A 21,474-nucleotide genomic window follows, 5' to 3' on the forward strand; every position below is an offset into this window, starting at 1 on the left:
CCCCCCCCCCCCCCCCCCCCCCCCCCCCCCCCCCCCCCCCCCCCCCCCCCCCGCGCCCCCCCGCGGGGGCGCTAGAATCGAGAGATCAGGAGCGTTGAACGATTCGATAGCGAACGCTGTAGGCCGACGATCATAGATCGCGTTCGGGCGGCGTATCCGAGTAATAAATTTGCGGCTCCTCGTCCATACCGCAGAACGCATCCCAGAACGTGCCTTCCGGTAAGTCGTTCTCATCGTCTCTCGCCGCTACACAGGAGATGATCCAAAGTCCGTCTGGGAGTTTCGTTGCATCATTCCCCAGTGTCATTTCAAGCTGTTCCTGAGTAAGACCAGAAACGCTGTGCAATGATGCACCGTCAAGGCGTGTAAACAACATGACTGCATCATCAAGTGCAGCGAAGCTCAAGTTTGCGCCACCCAAGTCCGCGTACAGCAAGTCTGAACCAGATAGCCGTGCCAACGAGAGGTTCGCCTCGTTCAGACGCGCACCTGTGAGGCTTACATCAACCATCTCCGCTGAGGGAAATTCAGCGGCGGATAATCTCGCCCATGACAAAGATGCACCATCGAGACGTGAGTAGCTGAAATCGGCGCCTTCGGCGGAGGTCAGGCTGAGGTTCGCGGAAATCAAGTTCGTCCGGCTGAGAATCGCACCTTCTAAAGTCGAACCACTCAAATTTGCGCCTTCGAGCCGTGCCCCGCTGAGATCAACCCCTGCAAGAAATGCGCTGTTCATCCAGACATGACGTAAGTCGCTATTCCGCAGCGGTGGTTTCGGTAGATCTGCGATCAGAGTCAGCCGCCCCTCCGACCACTCCGAGGCTAATGCGTTCTCAAGATCACGGAAATAAGCGTCGCACGCAGAACCACTGAAGTTACGCCCCTCGGACGAACACCACCGCCCAAGTTGGGCCGCTTTCTCTGCAATAGCAAGTTTATAACCTTCGCTACTGGTGAAATTGCGTCGACGAATTCTTTCACATATGATCAGGTGGAGCTCCCGATCGCGGCACCAAGCGAGACGAAAGCGCCGCTCACCAGTATCGGAACTCACCCAAGTCAGTGGTCGCTGCGCAAGATCGGCTCCAACGAGGTCGACCGGCGCGAGGGGCGTCCAGAGCACCCGCCCGTCGCCGTCGCGCCAGGACAGATGGTCAAGGGTGACGACCCGGTCCGCAACCCAAAGCTCCTGCATCTCCTGCGCGCCTATCGTAAACCCGTGCGGACCAGGTCCATCCTCGAAAATCGGGCCGAAGGTGGCTTCCCAACGATCGATCGCCCGGTTCGCCCACCAGTCGAATCCTCCCTCCGTCCGCAACCAGCTGACCGAGGCAAGCAGACTTCCGATCACCACAAATCCGCAGCGAGCGGACCACGTTCTGCCACGGCTCACCGGAGGCGGCGGCATGCGACCGGCCTTCAACCGCCGCCTAGCCCGCCGCCAGCTCTTCCTTCCGGCATAGATCGAGAAAACCAGCGGCACCGCGATGAACAGTGTCAGCAGCTCCTCGCGCGCGGGCATCGAACGCCACCATGCCCAGGTCAGCATCAGCGGTGCTGCAAGCCAGACCAGGACGACGGTCACCAGATTGGCCAACCACGCCATCGGCCGCTTCGTGGTCGCGCGATCCTTGTCTTTCCGCCGCAGCAAGGCCCAATCGATCACCAGCCACGGAAACACCCGGTCCCCCAACGGCAAACCGTCAACCCGCTCACGCGCCTCCGCCAACGCATCCCACAGCTTCAGCAAATACAAATGTAGGTAGACATGCAGCGCCGCCCCCAGCCACGGCGCCGTGAGGAAGAACAGCGTCGTGGGGATCGCCACGTTCACCAGCGGCAGCGTCGTGGAGGCTTCCAGCGAGTAGAAATCGATGTCGCGCACGCCGAGCAGGGTCACGCCGACGAAGGCGAGGTAGGCGAGGAGCCCGAACCAGGCCGTCCGGGCGTTGCGGGCGATCTCCTCGATGCGGGCGAGCGCGACCGCGCCGGCCTCCCCCGCGGCCGGCCGGGGGCGTGCCGCGGCGAGGCGGGAGGGGCGGGTGATCGGTCGGCGGATCGGCATCGGCGGCGCTCGCGGCTGACAAGTCCGGCGACCCGCGCGCGCAGCCGCCCCCGCGATCATCATCCCCCATCGTATCCGCGCCGTCACCCACGCGCGAACCCGTACACGTCGCCCATCGCCTCGAAAAGAAACCGCCGCTCGGTCTCCCGAACGGCGGCGACGCTGCCTGGGGGCACGGTGCGCCCCGTCTACTCGGCCTCGAAACGCGATGACCGCTCCGTCAGTGGAGCGTCTCCTCCACGCGATCGCCGTCGCGCAGGCGCTTCATCTGGTCCTTGAGGACCAGCTTCTTGCGCTTGAGCCTGGCGATCTCCTCGTCGCTCGTCGAAGGGCTCGTCACCGCCTTCTGGATCTCCTGCTCGAGAGCCTGGTGCTTACGCTCGAGCTCGGCCAAGTGGCTATTCAGCGACATGCGTCGTCTCCCTTCCAGTGTTCGCTTCGAACGCCTCGATGCTCTCACAGAATCATTCGCCTGTCGAAGCTTTCTCGTGCTGCGCCGCAACCCTAAAGAGTTAGATCGCAGGTGCCGGACCTTGACGGCGGCGGGGTTTTGTCGCTCTTGGTGAGCGATGCGTGAAGACGCGCGGGCTCGCCGAGTGACTGTGGAGCGCGAGAGTGGACGACGGGATCGATTCCGCCGAGCTGCAGGCCGAGCTCGCGCGGCTCAAGGAGGAGCACCGCGACCTCGACCGGGCGATCGAGGCGCTCGAATCGGCGCCGGTGCACGACCGCCTGCAGCTGCAGCGGCTCAAGAAGCGCAAGCTCACCCTGCGCGACCGCATCCACCGGATCGAGGACGATATCCTCCCCGACATCATCGCCTGACGCGCCCGACGTACCTGACGCGCGCGCCGCGAGGAGCCGCATGACCGAGATCACCCCGCCGGCGCGGCCAACCGTCGCCATCGTCATGGGCAGCCAGTCGGACTGGGCGACCATGCGCCATGCCGCGCAGACGCTGGACGCGCTCGGCGTCGCCCACGAGGCGCGGATCGTCTCCGCCCACCGCACGCCCGAGCGGCTCTTCGCCTTCGCCAAGGGCGCCAAGGACGAGGGCGTGAAGGTCGTCGTCGCGGGCGCCGGCGGTGCCGCGCACCTGCCGGGCATGGTGGCGGCGTTGACGCCGCTGCCGGTCTTCGGCGTGCCGATCGAATCGAAGGCGCTGTCGGGCGTCGACAGCCTCTATTCCATCGTGCAGATGCCCGCCGGCATCCCGGTCGGCACGCTGGCGATCGGGCGGGCCGGAGCGATCAACGCCGCGTTGCTCGCCGCCGCCGTCCTGGCGCTCGGCGATCCCGCGCTCGCGGAGCGGCTGGAGGCGTGGCGGACGCGCCAGTCGGAGGGCGTGGCCGAGCATCCCGTGGATGCGCCGATCGTCGATGCGCCGGCGATGGAGCCCGGGCGATGAGCCCTGTCGCGCCGGGCGACGTGCTCGGCATCCTCGGCGGCGGCCAGCTCGGGCGCATGATCGCGGTGGAGGCCGCGCGGCTCGGGCTCGTCGTCCACGTCTACAACGATGCTCCGGCGAGTCCCGCCTTCGACGTCGCCGCCCGCGCCACGACCGCGGATTTCGCGGACGGCGAGGCGCTCGCCGAGTTCGCGCGCCATTGCGCCGTGGTCACCTACGAGTTCGAGAACGTTCCCGTCTCCGCCGCCGAGACGGTCGCGCGCTGGGCACCGCTTCGGCCGGGCCTCGCCGCGCTCGCGACCGCGCAGGACCGGCTCGCCGAGAAGCGCTTCGTCGCGGGGCTCGGCATCCCCGTCGCGCCCTTCCGGGCGGTGGACGACGCGGCCTCCCTCGCCGCCGCGCTGGCCGCGCTCGGGCGCCCCGCGATCCTCAAGACGCGGCGCTTCGGCTACGACGGCAAGGGCCAGGTGGTGATCCGCGAGGGCGACGACCCCGCCGCGGCGCTGGCCGCCATCGGCGCGGCGCCGGCGATCCTCGAAGGCTTCGTGCCCTTCGCCGCCGAGGTCTCCGTCGTCGCCGCCCGCGCGCCGGACGGTGGCCTCGCCGTCTACGACCTGTGCGAGAACCGCCACGAGGGCGGCATCCTCGCCCGCACCACCGTGCCCGCCGCCGCCGCGCCGGAGACGGAAGCGGCGGCGCGGGAGATCGCGGCGCGCATCGCCACGGCGCTCGATTACGTCGGCGTCTTCGCGGTGGAGATGTTCCTCGTGCGCGATGCCGACGGCGAGCACCTGGTGGTCAACGAGATGGCGCCGCGCGTCCACAATTCCGGGCACTGGACGGACATCGGCGCCGCGACCTCGCAGTTCGAGCAGCACGTGCGCGCCGTCTGCGGCTGGCCGCTCGGCCCGACAACCCGCCGCGCGCCGGTGGCGACGATGGACAACCTCATCGGCGCGGACGCCGGCGCCTGGCGCACGCTCCTCGCAGAGGAGGGCGCGCGGCTCACGCTCTACGGCAAGGGCGAGGCCCGGGCGGGGCGCAAGATGGGGCACGTGACGCGGCTTTCCGAGAAGCGGTGAACGCCAGCCCGCGCAAACGTTCGAGCGCGATCGCCCGGCGTTGCCTGTGGCGGATCTCGGCCCTCGACAGCCCCCGGCGATTCTGCTAAGCGCAGCATCCACCGGCCGAGGGGCGAGAGCTCGCGCTCGGCGGTCCAAGTTTCCCGTATCCGCATCCGACATCGCCGGCGCATCAACCGAAGGAACTCGACGCGTGCAGGTTCTCGTCCGTGAAAACAACGTCGATCAGGCGCTCCGCGCGCTCAAGAAGAAGATGCAGCGCGAGGGCATCTTCCGCGAGATGAAGCTGCGCGGCCATTACGAGAAGCCCTCCGAGAAGAAGGCGCGTGAGAAGGCCGAGGCCGTCCGCCGCGCCCGCAAGCTCGTGCGCAAGCGCATGCAGCGCGAGGGCCTGCTGCCGTCGAAGCCCAAGCCCGCACGCTGAGGCGCGCCTTCGGGACCGATGTGGCGACCCGCGGCTCCGTAAGGGCCCGGTATCGCCCCATTCGTGTCTCAGGGAACCCGTACGAGGTCGCGCGCAGCGGGGCACGGGCGCAGAACGACGGGCGCGGATCGCGCCGGGGAGAGGCGAGCATGATCACGACCATCGAGGGGACGCGCATCGACGGGACGCTTCGCGGAACGCGGCTGACGGTGCTCCTCCTGGCCGGCATCGCGCTCGCGGGCTGCGAGACGGTGGCGACGCGCGGCCCCGCCCAGCAGGTGGCCGTGCTGGAGCGCCAGGACAGCGCGGTGGCGGGCACCAACATCGCATCGCTCACCGAGGTGATCCGCAACAACCCGACCGACGCCACCGCCTACAACACCCGCGGCGCCGCCTACGCGCGCGCCGGCGACTTCCGCGACGCGCTGGCGGATTTCACGCGCGCCATCGAGCTCGACCCGTCGAACCCCGCCGCCTACACCAACCGCGCGCTGGCGCTGCGCCAGACCGGCCGCGACGACGACGCGCTCGCCGACTTCACCCGCGCGCTGGCGGCGAACCCGAACTACGCGCCGGCGCGCATCGGCCGCGCCAACCTGCTGCGCGCCCGCGGCGACACCGCCGGTGCGCTCACCGACCTGAACGAGGCGCTGCGGGTCAACCCCGAGTCGGCCGAGGCGCACCACGCCCGCGGGCTCGTCTACCAGCGCCTCGGCCAGCACCGCGAGGCGGTGCTCGACTTCGACGCGGCGATCGACCGCAACCCCTACGTCGCCGCTCCCTACCAGGGCCGCGGCCAGAGCCTGATCGCGCTCGGCGACAACGCCAAGGCGATCGAGGATCTCAACGCCTCGCTCAACGTGCAGTCCCAGAACGCCGACGCCTGGGCCTGGCGCGGTGTCGCCCTGGAGCGCTCCGGCCAGCTGGACGAGGCGCGCGAGAGCTACCGCCGGGCGCTGTCCATCGACCAGTCGAACACGATCGCGCGCGAAGGCGCCGGGCGCGTGCGCGCCTGATCGCGGGCGCGGAGGGCGAGGAAGGGCACGGAGGAGGGTCACGGACGATGGCCGCGCTTCCGGGTTCGATCCGCGCCGCCTTCCTGCGCCAAGCCGACGCCTGCCGCGATCTCGGCTCGCCCTACAATGCCGACCTGTGCGCCTTCCTGGCGCAGCGCCTCGACGGGTCGACCGTCTTCGGGCGCCGGATCGGGTCTTGGGAGGGCGATCCCGGCGCGGACGCGCTCGCCCTGCGCGCCGCCGGCGCGCTCCACGCACTCGCCCGCACGCGCCGCGTCCCCGCCCTGACGGACGCCTACCCGCCCGCCGCCTTCGACGCCGCCCGCCTCGGCGATGCCCTCGCGCAGGCGCTCGCGCGGGAGGACACCTTCCTCGCCGGCTATCTGGGCTCCGCCCCGCAGACCAACGAGGTGAAGCGCTCCGGTGCGGTGCTCGGGGCTCTGCTCGTCGTCGCGCGGGAGACCGGGCTGCCCCTCTCCCTCCTCGAGATCGGCGCGAGCGCCGGGCTCAACCTCGGGCTCGAGCGCTACGGCTACGCGCTGGACGTCGGCGCGCGGGAGGGGTCGAGCCACGTCCTCGTCCGCTGCGCCTGGCGCGGCGCCCATCCCGATCCCGCGACGCTGCTCGCCGTGGCGGACCGCGCCGGCTGCGACCGCAACCCGCTCGACCCCGGCGACCCGGCCGATCGCGAGCGGCTGTTCTCCTACATTTGGCCCGACCAGCCCGAGCGGCTCGCGACCACCGCCGCCGCCCTCGACGTCGCCGCCGCCGCGCCCTGGCGGGTGGCGCGCGCCGATGCCGCCGACTGGCTCGAGGCGCGGCTCGCGTCCGCGCCGCGGCCGGGCGTCGCCACGGTGGTCTTCCACACGATCGTCCGGCAATACCTCCCCGCGCCGGTGAAGGCCCGCATCGAGGCGGCGCTCGCCGAAGCGGCGGGCCGCGCACGCGCCGGCGCGCCGCTCGCCCACGTCGCCATGGAGGCCGATGAGACGCGCGGCTCGGCCGCCCTCACGCTGCGCCTCTGGCCCGGTGGCGAGACGCGGGCACTGGGGCGCGCGGATTTCCACGGGCGATGGGTGGAGTGGGGGTGAGCCGGTCAGAGGTCGTGGCAGAAAACCCCGGCTCGCGACGCAATGTCCGTCATTCGTCGATCGAGAGTCGCCAAACGGCCGCCGTCGGTACGCAGAGCCAGAGCGACATAGAGGCAGTCATAGACGGGATGCCTGAACTCGTAGGAGATCCGGGCCGCAGTCTCGATCAGGAGCGAGGTCGCGACGAAATCGGAGAAGGGGATCCGGACCGCTCGTAGCGCTTCGACCGCCTGCTCCACCGACATCGCATTACGGATCACACGCTTGAAGAACGCGTTGCCGGCTTCCGCCAAGAGCATCTCTGGCGCAATCAGGGTGTGACCTCTAGCGAGAATCGAACGCGCGCGATCCGAGCCGTCCTCGCGGATCAGCCACGGAACTGCGACGGACGCATCAACGATAAGGCTCATCGTTGTCGCGGTCCTCGCGGATCAGATCAACGCTGCTCCCGGGGAAGCGAGGCCCCATGGACGCGATGCGATCCGCGATCTCCAGGAATTCCGCTTGTGACGGCCTGGCGAACGCCTGCAGCGCCTCTCGTGCGACCTCGTTCAGCGACGTTCCTTGCGCGCGCGCTCGATCCTTGAGGCGCGCCGCCAGCTCGTCATCGACATTGCGGACGAGTATGTCGACCATTCATTCGCTCCATTGATATCGGAACGATAGCACGCAGGGTCTGTCCCCGCAATCACCCCTGCGCCTCCACCAGCCGCGCCGCATAACGCGCCATCAGGTCGACCTCGAGGTTGACCCGGTCGCCCGGTCCCTTCTCGCCGAAGGTCGTGTGCGCGAGCGTATGGGGGATGAGCAGGACCGAGAGGACGTCCCCGTCAACCGAATTCACCGTCAGCGAGCAACCGTCGAGCGCGACCGAGCCCTTCTCGGCGACGAAGCGGGCGAGGGCGGCGGGCACCCGCAGGTCGAAGCGGGCGGTGGCGCCCCAGCCGCTCTCTTCCGCGGTCACCTCGGTGCGCGCGACGATCTCGGCGAGACCGTCGACGTGGCCGGTGACGATGTGGCCGCCGAGCTCGTCGCCGATCTTGAGCGAGCGCTCGAGGTTGACGCGGGTCCCCTCCCCCCAGGCGCCGACGGTCGTGCGCGCCAGCGTCTCGGCCGCCGCGTCGACCCGAAACCACATGTCGCCGGCCACACCGCCCAGTTCCACCACCGTGAGGCAGGGGCCGGAGCAAGCGATGGAGGCGCCGATGGCGATCGTCTCGGGATCGTCGTCGCAGGCGATGGTGAGGCGGCGCTGGTCGGTGCGGTCCTCGACCGCGGTGACGCGGCCGACGGTCGTGACGATGCCGGTGAACATGGCTCACGCCCTCTCGTAATGCTGGAACACGTCCTCGCCCGCGGGCTCCTCGGCGAGGAGGCGCATGCGCGTCTCGATGTGGCGCGCGAGCGCGGGGCCGACGGCAGCGAGGCCGGACACCGAGGGGTCCTGTGCCGCGAGCCGGCGCGGACCCGTCGCGATCGCGAGCTCGTCGACGAGATCGGCCTGCGCCAACCCTTCCGCCAGCGCCGGCCCTCCCTCGCAGAACACCCGCGTGATGCCGCGCACGGCGAGAAGCCGCAGGCCCTCGTCGAGCCGCACGCGCCCGCGATCATCCGCACCGACCCGCATCACCTCGACGCCCGCGTCGACGAGCCGGCGCTCGGCGGCGGCGGGCGCGTCGATCGTGGTGATCACCCAGGTCGGCGGCGCGCCGGCGCTCTGGACGATGCCCGCCTCGAGCGGCAGCGCCAGGTTGGAGTCCACCACGACGCGCACCGGCGAGCGGTGCTCGAGGCCCGGCAAGCGTACGGTCAGGCGCGGGTCGTCGGCGACGACGGTGTTGAGGCCGACCATGATCGCGTCCGCATGCGCGCGCATCAGGTGGACGCGGGCGTTGGCCAGCGCGCCGGTGATCATCAGCCGCTCGTTGGAGGCGGCGGCGGCGAAGCCGTCGGCGGTCCGGGCGAGCTTCAGCAGCACGGCCGGGCGGCCCTTCGTCACCCGCGTGACGTGCCCGACATGGCTGCGCGCGGCCTCCGCCTCCTCGACGCCGCCGGTGACGGCGAGGCCCGCCTGGCGCAGCAGCGCCGCGCCGCGCCCGCTCACCCGCGGGTCGGGGTCGGCCAGCGCGTAGACGACGCGGGCGACGCCCGCGTGGATGACGGCCTCGGCGCAGGGCGGCGTCTTGCCGTGATGCGAGCAGGGCTCGAGCGTGACGTAGAGGGTGGCGCCCCGCGCGGCCGGGTCGGCGGCGTCGATCGCGACACGCTCGGCATGGGGGCGCCCGCCGGGCTGGGTGACGCCGCGGGCGACGACCACCGGCGCGCCGGAGGCGTAGGAGACGAGCACGGCGCCGACGCTGGGGTTGGGCCAGGTGAGGCCGAGGTTGCGCCGCCCGACGGCGAGCGCATTGCGCATGTAGGCGATGTCGCGTTGCGCCTGCGCATCGCCGGCCGGCGTCTCGCCGGGGGCGGGCGCCCGCGCCGCGGCGGGGCTCATCGCACGCCGTCCACGGCGGGATCCGCCTCGGCAGGATCCGTCGGGGCGGCGCGCTCCTCGACGGCGCGCCCAGGTGCGACGGCCGCCGCACCGCTCGCGCCGGCGGCGCGGCCGAGCCCGATCAGCAGCTCCTCGAAGTCCCGGGGCTCGCGGAAGCTCTTGTAGACCGAGGCGAAGCGCACGTAGGCCACGTCGTCGAGGTTCTTGAGCCCCTCCATGACGAGATCGCCCACCTGCTCGGACGAAACCTCGGTCTCGCCGGAGGATTCGAGCTGGCGCACGATGCCGTTGACCATGCGCTCGACCCGCTCGGCATCGACCTCGCGCTTGCGCAGGGCGACGTCGATCGAGCGCTGGAGCTTGTCGCGATCGAAGGGCACGCGCTTGCCCGAGCGCTTCACCACGAAGAGCTCGCGCAGCTGCACGCGCTCGAACGTCGTGAAGCGCCCGCCGCAATCGGGGCACACGCGCCTGCGCCTGATCGAGGCCGAGTCTTCCGCCGGCCGCGAATCCTTCACCTGCGTGTCGAGGCTTCCGCAATAGGGGCAGCGCATGTGCGCCCGGGTCTCCTCAGCCGTAGATCGGGAAGCGGCCGGTGAGCGCGTGGACGCGCTCCTTCACCGAGGCTTCCACGGCGCCGTTGCCGCCCTCGCCGTTCGCCGCGAGCCCGTCGAGCGTCTCGACGATGAGCCGGCCGACCTCCTGGAACTCGGCCACGCCGAAGCCCCGCGAGGTCGCGGCCGGCGTACCGAGGCGGATGCCGGAGGTGACCATCGGCTTCTCGGGATCGAAGGGCACGCCGTTCTTGTTGCAGGTGATGTGCGCGCGCCCGAGCGCCTGCTCCGCGGCCTTGCCGGTGAGCGACTTCGGCCGCAGGTCGACGAGCATCAGGTGGTTGTCGGTGCCACCCGAGACTATTGCGTAGCCGCCGGACTTGATCGTGTCCGCCATGGCGCGGGCGTTGTCCACCACCGCGCGGGCGTAAATCTTGAACTCCGGCCGCAGCGCCTCGCCGAAGGCGACCGCCTTGGCGGCGATGACGTGCATCAGCGGCCCGCCCTGCATGCCGGGGAACACCGCGGAGTTGAACTTCTTCGCCAGCGCCTCGTCGTTCGTCAGGATCATGCCGCCGCGCGGGCCGCGCAGCGTCTTGTGCGTCGTCGTGGTGGCGACGTGGGCGTGCGGGAAGGGCGAGGGATGCGCGCCGCCGGCGACGAGGCCGGCGAAGTGGGCCATGTCGACCATGAACCAGGCGCCGACCTCGTCGGCGATCTCGCGGAAGCGGGCGAAGTCCCAATGGCGCGAGTAGGCCGATCCGCCGGCGATGATGACCTTGGGCTTGTGCTCGCGGGCGAGGCGGGCGACCGCGTCCATGTCGACGAGGTTGTCCTCGGGCCGGACGTTGTAGCTCACCACGTTGAACCACTTGCCCGACACGTTCACCGGCGCGCCGTGCGTGAGGTGCCCGCCGGCGGCGAGGTCGAGGCCCATGAACGTGTCGCCCGGCTGCATCAGCGCCATGAACACGGCCTGGTTCGCCTGGGAGCCCGAGTTCGGCTGGACGTTGGCGAAGCCGCATTCGAACAGGCGGCAGGCGCGCTCCTGCGCCAGCGTCTCGGCGACGTCGACGAACTGGCAGCCGCCGTAGTAGCGCCGGCCGGGATAGCCCTCGGCGTACTTGTTGGTCATCACCGAGCCCTGCGCCTCGAGCACCGCCCGCGAGACGATGTTCTCCGAGGCGATCAGCTCGATCTCCATGCGCTGTCGGCCGAGCTCGGCCTCGATGGCGGCGTTGATCTCGGGATCGACGTCCGCGAGGCCGGCCGAGAAGAAGGAGTTGGACAGATGGGTCCCGGTCGCTTCGCTCGCGCTCATGGTCGCCTCGCTCTCGTCGGCCCTCGTGCCGTCCCGCGCCCGCGCCGGGGCCGCCTCGGCGCGCGCGGGCGGGCGCCTCGATGCGCCCGTCCCGTCTCAGATGGGGCCTCTATCATGGGGGGACAGGGGCGGCAAATCGTGAATGGATGCGACATGGAGCGGGTGTTGCATCGACGGCGGTGCGGGATCCGGACGACGTTACATGCCCGAGCTTGCACCCGCGCCAACCCACCCTGGCGCACCGGTTCGTTGCGTCCGCGGGCAGCGCGACCATCTGCCGAAGCGACGAAACGGCGCAGCTTCCATGGAAAGGCTCCCCCGATGACCGACCTCGCCACCCACCCGATCACCTCGCGCTTCCCCCCGAAGCATCCCGATCGCCTGCAGCTCTACTCGACGCCCACGCCCAACGGCGTGAAGGTGTCGATCATGCTCGAGGAGACCGGCCTGCCCTACGAGCCGCATCTCGTGAACATCGGCGAGAACGAGACCTGGACGCCGGAATTCCTGGCGCTGAACCCCAACGGCAAGATCCCCGCCATCATCGATCCCGACGGGCCCGGCGGCAGGCCGCTGGCGCTGTTCGAGTCGGGCGCGATCCTGCTCTACCTCGCCGAGAAGACCGGGCGCCTCCTCCCCACGGACCCGGTCGCGCGGTGGGAGACGGTGCAGTGGGTGATGTGGCAGATGGGTGCGGTGGGGCCGCTCTTCGGCCAGCTCGGCTTCTTCCACAAGTTCAAGGGCCGCGAGATCGAGGATCCGCGCCCTAAGGAGCGCTACCGCGCCGAGGCCGAGCGGCTCCTGAAGGTGATCGAGACGCGGCTCGAGGGGCGTGACTGGATCATGGGCGAGGCGTACACGATCGCCGACATCGCGCTGCTGGGCTGGGTGCGCAACCTGGTGGGCTTCTACGAGGCCGCCGACATCGTCGGCTGGGACGCGCTCTCGCGCACGCCCGCCTGGCTCGAGCGCGGCCTCGCCCGCCCGGCGGTGCAGCGCGGGCTCGCCATTCCCGCGCGGGGCTGACGCCGCATCAGCGCGCCGGCAGGTCCCTCACCGGGGCGCCGCGTGCGATCGCCAGGACGGCGCCGCCGACGAGAATCGCGGCGGCGCCCGCCAGCGTCGACGGGCTCGGCGTCTCGGCGAAGAAGATCGATCCGTAGAGCGCCCCGAACACGATCCACGTATACCGCACCGGGCCGACGACGGCCGCGTCCGCGCGGCGGAACGCGAAGATGTTGCAGGTCTGGGCCAGGATGGCGATGGGCCCGAGCAGGGCGAACGCGCCGGCCATCGGCAGCGCGATGGGAGACCAGGTCGCCAGCGCCGGCACCATCAGGATGAGGCTGCCGTACAGGTTGACGTAGAGCAGCACGGTCAACGCCTTCTCCGCCCGGGCCAGCGTCTTGATCAGGATGCTCTCGCACGCGACGAGGGCGGCACCGGCCAGGGCCACCGCCGCCGGCCCGACGGGAACGGCACCGGACAGCGCGCCCTCGCCCGTCACGGCGACGAGGGCGCCGATGAGGCACAGGACGCCTCCGATCACCTGCCCGACGCGCAGGCGCTCCCGCAGCAGCACGACGCCGAGGATCACGGTCAGGAGCCCGTCGAGGAGCCCGATGGCCGTCGCCTCGGCGACGGGCATGCGCGCCGCCGCATAGACCGCCGCGACGCCGCCGAAGGCTCCGCAGGCCGCGCGGACGGCGTGGAGAGCCGGCTGGCGCGTGGAGAGCCACGAGGCGGGCCGGCCCGTGAAAGCCAGGACGGCCGCGACGGTCACGAACCCGCCGAGATACCGCAGCCACATGATCTGGATCGCGCCCGCCGCACCGTCGGCGAGCTTTCCCGACACGTAGATCAGCGCGAACAGCCCGGTGCCGAGCGTCGCCCAGGCCACACCCTTGAGATTGCCCATCACACGCCACCCCGGGCTTCCACCCTCAGAACTCGAACCGCACCGCCGAACGAGACAGGCCGATCATCGCGGTGACGTGCTCGTGCTGGACCCCGCCCATGCGGGCGGCGACCTCCGCCACCGTCGGCCAATCTCCGCTGCCGGCCACGACCCGCTCGTCCGCCAGGAGGAAGACCAGGTCGCCGGGATGGAGCGTCGAGCCTGTCTCGCTCCTCGCGGCGAGCGTGGTGATGTTCATCGATTGCCGACCGACGAAAGAGAAGGCCTCTCCGGACGCGTCGACGACGAAGCCGGGCTGCGCCGCCTTGCCGCGTCCCTGCCACGTCCGCCCATAGGAGGACCAGCCGACCCCCGCGACGGCGATCGGCTCACCCCCGCTCGCGTCGACGCGGTACAGCCGCTCGTACCCCACCGTCGCCCCCCTCGGCCGATGGATCACATCCGAGATCTCGAACGCCGCGTGCATGACCTGCTCGGCGCCGTCGGCACGAAACTGCGCCGAGCTGTGGCTGCCGTAGAAGTCGTTGCCGATGCGGTCCACGCAGACGAGGCCCGTGCCGTCGAGCAGCGTGGCGAGCATCGGCAGCTGCGAGGAAGCCGTCGACAGGACGCTCGTCTCGGGCCGAGCGAGCCCGCGCGCCTCGCAGTGACGGCAATAGGCCCGCACGATCTCGAGGAACAGGCCGACCTCGGCCGCGAGGGCGCGAGCCTGGCTCGCGCCGTCGAGCTCCGGCCGCGGCACCACACCACAGGACGGGCATTCCACGGCGAGCCCGGGCGTATCGGCGAGCGCGAGCAGGAACGCGAGCACGTCATCGATGTCGTGGACGCTCCGGGGCAGTGCCCGACGCCGTAGCCCACGAGTGGTGGGCATGGCTCCGCCTGCAGCCTCGCCAACATCGCGTTTCCTTCCCAGGCTCGTTTCTTGGTAGACCGAGCATAGGCGGAGATCTGCGGATTTACAATCTAAAATAATCTAGCTTACGTGGTGCAACTATAAGACCCTGGGTCGTCACGTTCCGCTCCAGGATTTCCTTCCCCGGCACGTCAGGGGTCCGTTGCTCCGAGGGCGGGCGGGTCGAGCGTCTGGCCGTCCAGGAGGCGTCGGATGGCCTCGACGTCGAAGCCGCCTGTGGCCGCGGGCTCGGCCGCCGTCCGGGCCGCTTCCTCGTCCAGCGCCCTGAGCGTCGCCTCCTCTTCCGCCGCTCGACGGGCCTCCTCCTCTTCCGCCGCTCGACGGGCCTCCTCCTCCGCCGCCGCTCGACGGGCCTCCTCCTCGGCGACCCGGCGGGCTTCCTCCTCCGCGAGCCGGCGGCGCTCCTCCTCCACCACCGCCTGCCGGGCACGCTCCTGATCGAGCGCGTCGAGCGAGCGCAGCTCGGCGTCGCGGCGGGCCGCCTCGGCGGCGCCGCGCTGGCGGATTTCCTCCTGGCGGAGGCGCGCGGCTTCCAGGCGCCATTCCTCCGCCCGCTCGCGGCGCAGCTGCAGCATGCGCGCCTCGTCGACGCGCCGCTGCCGCTCGCTCGCCTCGCGCTCGAAGGCCTCGATGCGGGCGAGCTCGCGCTCGAGGACGATCGCCGCGATACCGTTCGTCAGCGGCCCGACGTCGATCGTGCGCGCGAGGGCGTCGAGCGGTCCGGCGAGGGTCACGCCGATCGTCGGCGGGGGTCCCTCCCAGCCCTGCGGAGCGTCCTCGCCGCGCAGGAAACCGCGGATCTCGAGCGTCAGCGCCCGCAGGTCGAGGGCGACGGCCCCTTCGAATGCACCGCCGGGCGCCTCGGCGCGCACCGGCGAGAGGCCGAGCACGCCCGAGACCAGCGTCACGGGTGCCTCCACGGCGTCGATCCGCAGCGGCCCCTCGTCGAGGGCGGCGGAGACGTAGGTTTCGACCCGCCGGCCCCCGAGCGGATCCTCCTCCGCCAGCACCCTGTCGAGGCCGCGGCCGATCGCCGTCGGGTCGGCACCGGGGACGACGACGTCGGCGATCGTCATGCGCCCCTCCCCCGCGAGCGCGCCCACCACCTCGGCGATGCTGCCGCCGGCGCCGCCGAAGTCGATCGTGCCGGTGAGCCGGCCGTCGACCGCGAGGTCGGGCGCGAGCCGCGAGAGCGCGAGATCGGCGAGCGAGGCCTCGCCGACGATCGAGGCGCGCTCGGCCGCCGGGCGGCTCAGCGTCAGGTCCGCCGCGAGGCGCCCGTCCGCGAGCGAGCCTTCGAGCCCGTTGATCACGATGCCGTCGCGCTCGAGCGCGACGTCGAAACGCGCATCCGTGGCGACGTAGCCGCGCCCCAGATCGAGCCGCGGCACGATCACGGTGGCGCTGCCGCGCTCGAGCGGGCGCGCCAGGACGTCGAAGGCCTCGCGTGACCACGTGGCGGTGCCGCGCCCGAGCACGTCGCCCAGCGCGAAGGCCTCGACGAGCCAGGGCAGCGACAGGCGCGCCGTGCGGACCTCCGCGTGCGCCGGGCCGTCCGGCGGGAGGGTCGCGTCGACCCGCACGCTCGTCTCGGCGATGCTGCCGCCGGCCTCGAGGAGCGTCTCGATGCCCTCGCGGCGAATCGAGGCGCGCAAGGTCGCGGCGACGGGATCGTCGGCCACGACCCGGCCACCCAGCAGCGCCAGTGCCGGGCGCAGATCCTGCGCCACGAGGTCGATCTCGCCGGAGAGCGGCGCGAAGTCGACGGCGTCGAGCACCAGCGGGCGGCTCGTGTCGAGCCGCAGGCCCGCCACGTCGGCGGTGACGCGGGCGACGAACCGGTCGGGGCCGCTGCGGCCGAGCGTGAGAGCGACGAGGGCGGGCTCGCCCGCGACCGTCTCGGCCACAGGCGCGCCCCCCTCGGCGTCGAGCCAGCCGGCGACGTCGGCGGTGGACAATTCCAGCTCGAGCCGCTCGGTGCGCCCGTCGAGGGTCAGCCACTGCGCGCTGATCGGCCCCCCGGCGGCGGTGCCCTCGATCGCCGTGCGCAGCCCGCCCGTCGCGGCGCCCCGGCCCTCCGCGAGGCGCTCCACGGTCAGCGCGACGTCGAGCGCGCCCTCGCGCAGGAAGCCCGGGATCAGCGCCACCGCCTCGCCGAAGGCGACGCGGCCGAGCAGCGCGATCAGCGGCTCGGCGGCGACGGCGGCGAGGCGCCCCGCGATCCTCCCGGACCCGTCCTCGCCGATTCGCCCGGACACGGAGACCTCCGCCCCTGCGAGGTTCGATATCTCCAGCGTCTCGATCTCGATGCCTTCGCCCTGCGACTGCAGCCGGGCGCGAATGCGGCCCGCGCCCTCCGCGCCCTCGAAGCGGACGTCCTCGGCATCGAGCACCAGCTCGACGTCGAGCGCCCGCGGCAGGTCCGAGAGCGCCGAGAGCTGCGGCAGGCGGGCGACGTCGAGCCCGTCCGCGGCGACCTGTGCGGAGATCTTGGGCCGCCCGCCGGGCCCCTGCGCATCCCAGCGCACGGTGCCCGTCAACGCCGTGTCGCCGGCGGCGAGGCGCAGCGAGGAGAGCGCGACGAGGTCCTCGCGCCAGACGACGTCCGCGGCGACGTCGAGCGGCTGGCCGTCGAGGAGGTCGACGAGCGGCCCGTCGACACCGGAGCGGCGCAGGAAGCGCGCGAGGCGCGCGCCGTCCTGGGTGACGAGGCTCGCGCGTCCGTCGGCGCTCGGCGGGCCGTCGAGCCCGACCTCGCCGGAGAAGCGCGCCCGCGCGTCGCCGGGGAGCACCGCGGCGGCCGAGCGCACCAGCAGCCGATCGCCCTGCGCCGTGAGCGCGACCGCGAGGCTCGCGATCTCCTCGTCGAGGAGCGCGACGCTGTCGGCGGCGAGATCGAGATCGACCGGCAGGCCGAGCCGCCCGTCCGCGGCGGCGGCGAGCGCCGCGCCGAGCGGGCTGTCGATCACGCGCTCGGCGACGAGCCGGCGCGTCGCGAGATCGAGCGAAAGCCGCGGGTCGTCGAGGGCGACGAAGCCCTCGCCCTCCAGCCGCGTGCCGGCCCCCGCGTCCCCCGCCTCGATCGAGAGGGCGCTCAGCGCGACGCCGCGCTCGGCCGTGGCGAACGTCGTCTCGACCACGAGCGGGGCCGCGTCGGGCTCGGCGGCGGCGACGATCATGCGTCCCTCGCCGGTCAGCGTCGCCGCCCAGTAGCCGCCACCCGACGGCGCGAGCGCGAGCGCGCCCTGCGCGTCGAAGCGCACAGGCCCGTCCTCGCCCGCCTGGAAGCGCATGGCCATCACCCGCTCGGCGTCGAAGCGGCCGGTCACGAGGCGAAACGGCAGGTCCTCGGCGACGCCGTCGATCCGGTACGGCCCGCCCAGCGCGTCCGCCGAGAGCCGCACGGCGGCGATGTCGAGCCAGCGGCGCTCCTCGCCCTCGGGCGAGACCGCGAGAACGGCGAGCGTCTCGGCGCGCAGGTCGTCGAAGGCGAAGCGCGCGCCGCCTTCGGTGCCCGGCGCGAAGGCCGCGGGCAGGCGCAGGCCCTCGTCGCCGCGGGTCGGCACGCGGATCGCGGCGGCGGCGGCGCGGCCCGAGGAGAAGCGCACCTCGCCGCGCAGGAGCGGCGCGAGCTCGATCTCGGCGACGACGTCCTGCGCGGCGAGCGAGGCAGCACCGGGCTCGTCCCCGCCGATCGCGAGCCGCCCGACGCTCAGCCGCGGCGACGGCAGCAGGCGCACGTCGAGGGGTCCCTCGGTGCGGATCGACGCTCCCGCGGCCCGCGACAGGGCGCGCTCGACCTCCCCGCGCCGCAGGTCCCAGTCGATCAGGGGCGGCGCGACGAGCGCCGCCGTGAGCAGGACGATGACGAGCCCCGCGATCGCGGTCAGGATGTCACGCAAGACGAACAGATCCTCGGGTCGACCGTGCCCGGGTCAGGGAACGAGGACCTTTCCCGGGTTCATGATGTCGTGAGGATCGATCGCACGTTTGATCACGCGCATCAATTCCACGGCGGGCGCGCCGTGCTCGTCCACGAGGAAGCGCATCTTGCGCTGCCCGATCCCGTGCTCGCCCGTGCAGGTGCCCTCCATCGACAGCGCCCGGGCGATCAGCCGCTCGATGAAGCCGTAGACGCGCGCCACCTCGTCGGGGTCCGCCACGTCGACGAGGGGCAGGACGTGGAAGTTCCCGTCGCCGACGTGGCCGAGGATCGTCGCGACGAGCCCGGTTTCCTCGATGTCCGCCACGGTCTCCTCGACGCAGTCGGCGAGCCGCGAGATCGGCACGCAGATGTCGGTGGAGACGCCCTTCGCGCCCGGCCGTCGGGCGAGCGCCGCCCAGTAGGCGTCGTGGCGCGCCTGCCAGAGCCGCGTGCGGCTCTGCGCCTCCGTCGCCCAGGCGAAGGTGCCGCCGCCGCACTCGCGCGCGATCTCGCCGAAGCGCTCGGCCTGCTCGCGCACGCCCGCCTCGCTGCCGTGGAACTCGACGAAGAGCGTCGGCGCCTCCTCCAGCGCCAGCCTGGAATAGGCGTTGCAGGCGGCGACCTGGGCGGCGTCGAGCAGCTCGATGCGCGCGACCGGGATGCCGGACTGGATCGTCAGGATCGTCGCCTCGCAGGCGGCGCGCACCGAGGGGAACGGGCAGGCGCCGCCCGAGATCGCCTCGGGGATGCCCTGGAGCCGCAGCGTGATCTCCGTGGTGATGCCGAGCGTCCCCTCCGAGCCGACGAGGAGGCGCGTGAGGTCGTAGCCCGCGCTCGACTTGCGCGCCCGGCTCGCGGTGTGGACGATCTCGCCGCTCGGCAGGACGGCGGTGAGCGCGACCACGTTCTCGCGCATCGTGCCGTAGCGCACGGCGTTCGTGCCCGAGGCGCGGCAGGCGACCATGCCGCCGAGCGAGGCGTCGTAGCCGGGGTCGATCGGGAAGAAGAGGCCCTGGTCGCGCAGGTGGGCGTTGAGCCGCGTGCGGGTGACCCCGGGCTCGACGACGCAATCGAGATCCTCGGCGTTGACGCGCAGCACCCGATCCATCCGCGAGAGATCGACGCACACGCCGCCGCAGGGCGCGTTGACGTGGCCCTCGAGCGAGGAGCCCGTGCCGAAGGGGATGACTGGCACGCGGTGCTCGGCGCACAGGCGCACGAGGGCGGCGACCTCCTCCGTGGTCTGCGCGAAGACGACCGCGTCCGGCGGCTCCGGCGGGACCCAGGTCACGGTCGCGGCGTGCTGGGCGCGCACCGCCTCGGCGGTGGAGAAGCGCTCGCCGAAGCGGGCCTGGAGCCCGTCGAGGACGGCGCGGAGCGCCTGCGGATCGGGCCTGTTGCGGAGCGGGCGAGCGGGTGCGTTCATGACGTCCTCGGGGGAGCGCTTGGGATTTGCGGCGCACGTGTGAGTGGCACACGCAGCGACCGGAGATTATCAGAGTGGGAAGAGTCGCGGCATCCGTAGGCAAACGGGCTCGCCCGACGCCGCCCGGAGGCACCTAAACCGATTTTGCTCGCCACGCGGGCTGGACGGCCGCTCGCTTATTGGGCACGTTGATCGGATCGTTGCCAGGGAGGCTCCCGTGGCCGAGCATGCGCCGACCCCGATCTTCTTCTTCGCGCCGTTCGTCTCCTCGACGATGCGCGTCGAGGAGACGTGGATCGACTACAACGGCCACATGAACCTCGCCTATTACCACGTCCTCTTCGACCGCGCGCTGGACGAGGCCTTCGGCGTCGTGGGGCTGGGGCCGGACTACGTCGCCGAGCGGCGCGCCTCCTACTTCGCGGCGGAGGCGCACGTGCTCTATCGCCGCGAGCTGGTGGCCCACGATCCCGTGCGGGTGACGCTCCAGCTCCTCGACAGCGACGAGAAGCGCTTCCACGTCTATCTCGAGGCGCGCCACGCCCGGGAGGGCTGGACGGCGGCGACCTGCGAGATCCTCTCGCTGCACGTCGACATGACGACGAAGCGGGTGACGCCCTTCCCCGATGCGATCCGCGACAACCTGGACGTCATGCGCGCCGCCCACGCCCGCCTGCCGCGGCCGGACGCCGTGGGGCGCAGGATCGGCATCCCCCGCGACGAGCCCGAGCGCGCGACGGGCACCCGGCACTGAGGCCGCCGCCGGCGCGTTGCCCCTCGAGCTTTCTCGGGAGGGTCGCGCCATGCAGCTGTCGAAGCCCCTGAACGAGCGCCTGCCGGACGGCTATGCCTTGCTCTACGTCGACGGCACGAGCGAGCCCGTCGGCGCGGCGACGGGTCCCGTCGCGGCGGTGCTGTCGGGGCTCGCCGCGCCGCGGCCCGACGGCTTCGCATTTCCCGTCGGCACTCTCCAGGGATCGCTCGACGCGGCGCTCGCGCGACTCCTCGCGGCGGGCCTGTGCCCGCCGCCGCGCGGCGAGGCGATCGGCGTGCGGGCGGGGCGCGACGGGGCGGAGCTGGCGCGGATCGATCGCGCCGCCGCCGAGCCGCTGGGGCTCCTGGTGCGCAAGGTCTGCCTCGTCGGGCATGTCGCGGGCGGGACGGGGCGCGTCTGGCTCGCCCGGCGCGGGATGGGTCAGCGCACGGCACCGGGGCTCCTCGACACCACCGTCGCCGGCGGCGTTCCCGCCGGCGCGACACCGGAGGAGACGCTGCGCGAGGAGGCGCGCGAGGAGGCGAGCCTGGCGCGCGAGCGTCTGCGCGCGGCCCGCCCCGTCGCCCGGCTCGACCGCGTCGCGCCGGGGCCGGACGGGCTCTCCCGCGAGGACCTCCTCGTCTGGGAGCTCGCGATGACGCCCGACGAGCGGCCGATGCCGCAGGACGACGAGATCGCCGGCTTCGAGCCCTGGCCCCTCCCCGACCTCGCGCGCGCGCTCGTGACGGCGGAGGATTTCAAGCCGGGCGCGGCGATCGTGCTGCGGAATGCGCTGGGGCGGTGGGGCGGCGCGCACGGCGGCTAGAGAAAAGCACCCATCCACACCCGCGCCACGGCGCGATGCACCCGAGCCCAGCTCTCTGCGACACGCGCGGCGTCCTCGAAGCCGCGGGCGGCGGCCTCCTTCGCCAGGGCGAGCTGGGTGGCGGCGAGGTCCTGGGGCGTGCGGCAGGCGGCGAGGCGGGAGAGGCCGGCGACGTGGCGCTCGGCGGGCGAGCGCAGCGCGACGGCGCAGTCGCGCTGGAGACGGCCGACGCATTCCGACAGCGTGAGAGG

General features: G+C 72.1%; 22 protein-coding genes. 9 read left to right on the forward strand and 13 right to left on the reverse strand.

Going from position 1 to position 21,474, the window contains the following annotated elements:
* Positions 1-130: 130 nt before the first annotated feature.
* Positions 131-2,065 (reverse strand): pentapeptide repeat-containing protein, encoded by a 1,935-nt coding sequence (locus ACTZWW_RS20445; RefSeq protein ID WP_444782814.1) that lies wholly within the window; start codon positions 2,063-2,065, stop codon positions 131-133.
* Between the two features lie 220 nt (positions 2,066-2,285).
* Positions 2,286-2,477, reverse strand: coding sequence for a YdcH family protein (locus ACTZWW_RS20450; protein ID WP_444782815.1), 192 nt, complete (start codon positions 2,475-2,477; stop codon positions 2,286-2,288).
* A 203-nt stretch (positions 2,478-2,680) separates the two neighbouring features.
* On the opposite strand from ACTZWW_RS20450, the gene ACTZWW_RS20455 reads away from it, so the two are divergent.
* From ACTZWW_RS20455 to ACTZWW_RS20480, 6 genes are all read left to right on the forward strand, one after another.
* Positions 2,681-2,890, forward strand: a complete 210-nt coding sequence (locus tag ACTZWW_RS20455) for a YdcH family protein (RefSeq protein ID WP_444782816.1) — start codon at positions 2,681-2,683, stop codon at positions 2,888-2,890.
* Between the two features lie 40 nt (positions 2,891-2,930).
* Positions 2,931-3,473, forward strand: a complete 543-nt coding sequence (gene purE / locus ACTZWW_RS20460) for a 5-(carboxyamino)imidazole ribonucleotide mutase (RefSeq protein ID WP_444782817.1) — start codon at positions 2,931-2,933, stop codon at positions 3,471-3,473.
* Entirely contained in the window at positions 3,470-4,555 is a 1,086-nt protein-coding gene (locus ACTZWW_RS20465) for a 5-(carboxyamino)imidazole ribonucleotide synthase (RefSeq protein ID WP_444782818.1), read from the forward strand. The genes purE and ACTZWW_RS20465 overlap by 4 nt, the downstream gene beginning before the upstream one ends.
* A 193-nt stretch (positions 4,556-4,748) precedes the next feature.
* Positions 4,749-4,979, forward strand: coding sequence for a 30S ribosomal protein S21 (gene rpsU, locus ACTZWW_RS20470; protein ID WP_029029311.1), 231 nt, complete (start codon positions 4,749-4,751; stop codon positions 4,977-4,979).
* Between the two features lie 149 nt (positions 4,980-5,128).
* Positions 5,129-5,995, forward strand: a complete 867-nt coding sequence (locus ACTZWW_RS20475) for a tetratricopeptide repeat protein (protein WP_444782819.1) — start codon at positions 5,129-5,131, stop codon at positions 5,993-5,995.
* Positions 5,996-6,042: 47 nt separating this feature from the next.
* Positions 6,043-7,086, forward strand: a complete 1,044-nt coding sequence (locus tag ACTZWW_RS20480) for a DUF2332 domain-containing protein (RefSeq protein WP_444782820.1) — start codon at positions 6,043-6,045, stop codon at positions 7,084-7,086.
* A 5-nt stretch (positions 7,087-7,091) separates the two neighbouring features.
* Here the strand turns inward: ACTZWW_RS20480 and ACTZWW_RS20485 are convergent, their stop codons facing one another.
* From ACTZWW_RS20485 to glyA, 6 genes are read right to left on the reverse strand one after another with little or no spacing between them, the layout of a single operon-like run.
* Positions 7,092-7,496 (reverse strand): type II toxin-antitoxin system VapC family toxin, encoded by a 405-nt coding sequence (locus ACTZWW_RS20485; protein ID WP_444782821.1) that lies wholly within the window; start codon positions 7,494-7,496, stop codon positions 7,092-7,094.
* Positions 7,480-7,722 carry a FitA-like ribbon-helix-helix domain-containing protein gene (locus tag ACTZWW_RS20490; RefSeq protein ID WP_444782822.1) on the reverse strand — a complete coding sequence of 81 codons (243 nt, stop codon included), beginning with the start codon at positions 7,720-7,722 and terminating at the stop codon, positions 7,480-7,482. The genes ACTZWW_RS20485 and ACTZWW_RS20490 overlap by 17 nt, the downstream gene beginning before the upstream one ends.
* 52 nt (positions 7,723-7,774) lie before the next feature.
* On the reverse strand, positions 7,775-8,401 hold the full coding sequence (locus ACTZWW_RS20495; protein WP_444782823.1) for a riboflavin synthase: 627 nt from the start codon (positions 8,399-8,401) through the stop codon (positions 7,775-7,777).
* A gap of 3 nt (positions 8,402-8,404) precedes the next feature.
* Positions 8,405-9,583, reverse strand: a complete 1,179-nt coding sequence (ribD, locus tag ACTZWW_RS20500) for a bifunctional diaminohydroxyphosphoribosylaminopyrimidine deaminase/5-amino-6-(5-phosphoribosylamino)uracil reductase RibD (protein ID WP_444782824.1) — start codon at positions 9,581-9,583, stop codon at positions 8,405-8,407.
* Entirely contained in the window at positions 9,580-10,137 is a 558-nt protein-coding gene (nrdR, locus tag ACTZWW_RS20505; protein WP_444782825.1) for a transcriptional regulator NrdR, read from the reverse strand. The genes ribD and nrdR overlap by 4 nt, the downstream gene beginning before the upstream one ends.
* 16 nt (positions 10,138-10,153) lie before the next feature.
* Positions 10,154-11,458 carry a serine hydroxymethyltransferase gene (gene glyA / locus ACTZWW_RS20510; RefSeq protein ID WP_444782826.1) on the reverse strand — a complete coding sequence of 435 codons (1,305 nt, stop codon included), beginning with the start codon at positions 11,456-11,458 and terminating at the stop codon, positions 10,154-10,156.
* A gap of 321 nt (positions 11,459-11,779) precedes the next feature.
* Between glyA and ACTZWW_RS20515 the strand changes: the two genes are divergently transcribed.
* A complete protein-coding gene (locus ACTZWW_RS20515) occupies positions 11,780-12,484 on the forward strand; it encodes a glutathione S-transferase family protein (RefSeq protein ID WP_444782827.1) in 705 nt (234 codons plus the stop codon).
* Positions 12,485-12,491: 7 nt separating this feature from the next.
* Here the strand turns inward: ACTZWW_RS20515 and ACTZWW_RS20520 are convergent, their stop codons facing one another.
* From ACTZWW_RS20520 to ACTZWW_RS20535, 4 genes are all read right to left on the reverse strand, one after another.
* On the reverse strand, positions 12,492-13,376 hold the full coding sequence (locus tag ACTZWW_RS20520) for a DMT family transporter (RefSeq protein ID WP_444782828.1): 885 nt from the start codon (positions 13,374-13,376) through the stop codon (positions 12,492-12,494).
* 25 nt (positions 13,377-13,401) lie between these two features.
* Positions 13,402-14,187, reverse strand: a complete 786-nt coding sequence (locus tag ACTZWW_RS20525; RefSeq protein WP_444782829.1) for an alanine racemase C-terminal domain-containing protein — start codon at positions 14,185-14,187, stop codon at positions 13,402-13,404.
* A gap of 236 nt (positions 14,188-14,423) precedes the next feature.
* Positions 14,424-18,194 carry a hypothetical protein gene (locus tag ACTZWW_RS20530; RefSeq protein ID WP_444782830.1) on the reverse strand — a complete coding sequence of 1,257 codons (3,771 nt, stop codon included), beginning with the start codon at positions 18,192-18,194 and terminating at the stop codon, positions 14,424-14,426.
* A 33-nt stretch (positions 18,195-18,227) separates the two neighbouring features.
* On the reverse strand, positions 18,228-19,643 hold the full coding sequence (locus tag ACTZWW_RS20535; RefSeq protein ID WP_444782831.1) for an FAD-binding oxidoreductase: 1,416 nt from the start codon (positions 19,641-19,643) through the stop codon (positions 18,228-18,230).
* Positions 19,644-19,860: 217 nt separating this feature from the next.
* Between ACTZWW_RS20535 and ACTZWW_RS20540 the strand changes: the two genes are divergently transcribed.
* Together ACTZWW_RS20540 and ACTZWW_RS20545 are read left to right on the forward strand one after the other, a co-directional pair.
* Positions 19,861-20,397: a thioesterase family protein gene (locus ACTZWW_RS20540; protein WP_444782832.1), complete on the forward strand. Its 537-nt coding sequence runs from the start codon at positions 19,861-19,863 to the stop codon at positions 20,395-20,397.
* Positions 20,398-20,446: 49 nt separating this feature from the next.
* On the forward strand, positions 20,447-21,223 hold the full coding sequence (locus ACTZWW_RS20545; RefSeq protein WP_444782833.1) for an NUDIX domain-containing protein: 777 nt from the start codon (positions 20,447-20,449) through the stop codon (positions 21,221-21,223).
* Here ACTZWW_RS20545 and ACTZWW_RS20550 read toward each other — a convergent pair.
* A partial coding sequence (locus tag ACTZWW_RS20550) for a phasin family protein (protein WP_444782834.1) occupies positions 21,220-21,474 on the reverse strand: 255 nt, incomplete at its 5' end. The genes ACTZWW_RS20545 and ACTZWW_RS20550 overlap by 4 nt on opposite strands.

It is taken from the genome of Salinarimonas sp. NSM (assembly GCF_052380005.1).
Classification (GTDB): domain Bacteria; phylum Pseudomonadota; class Alphaproteobacteria; order Rhizobiales; family Beijerinckiaceae; genus Salinarimonas.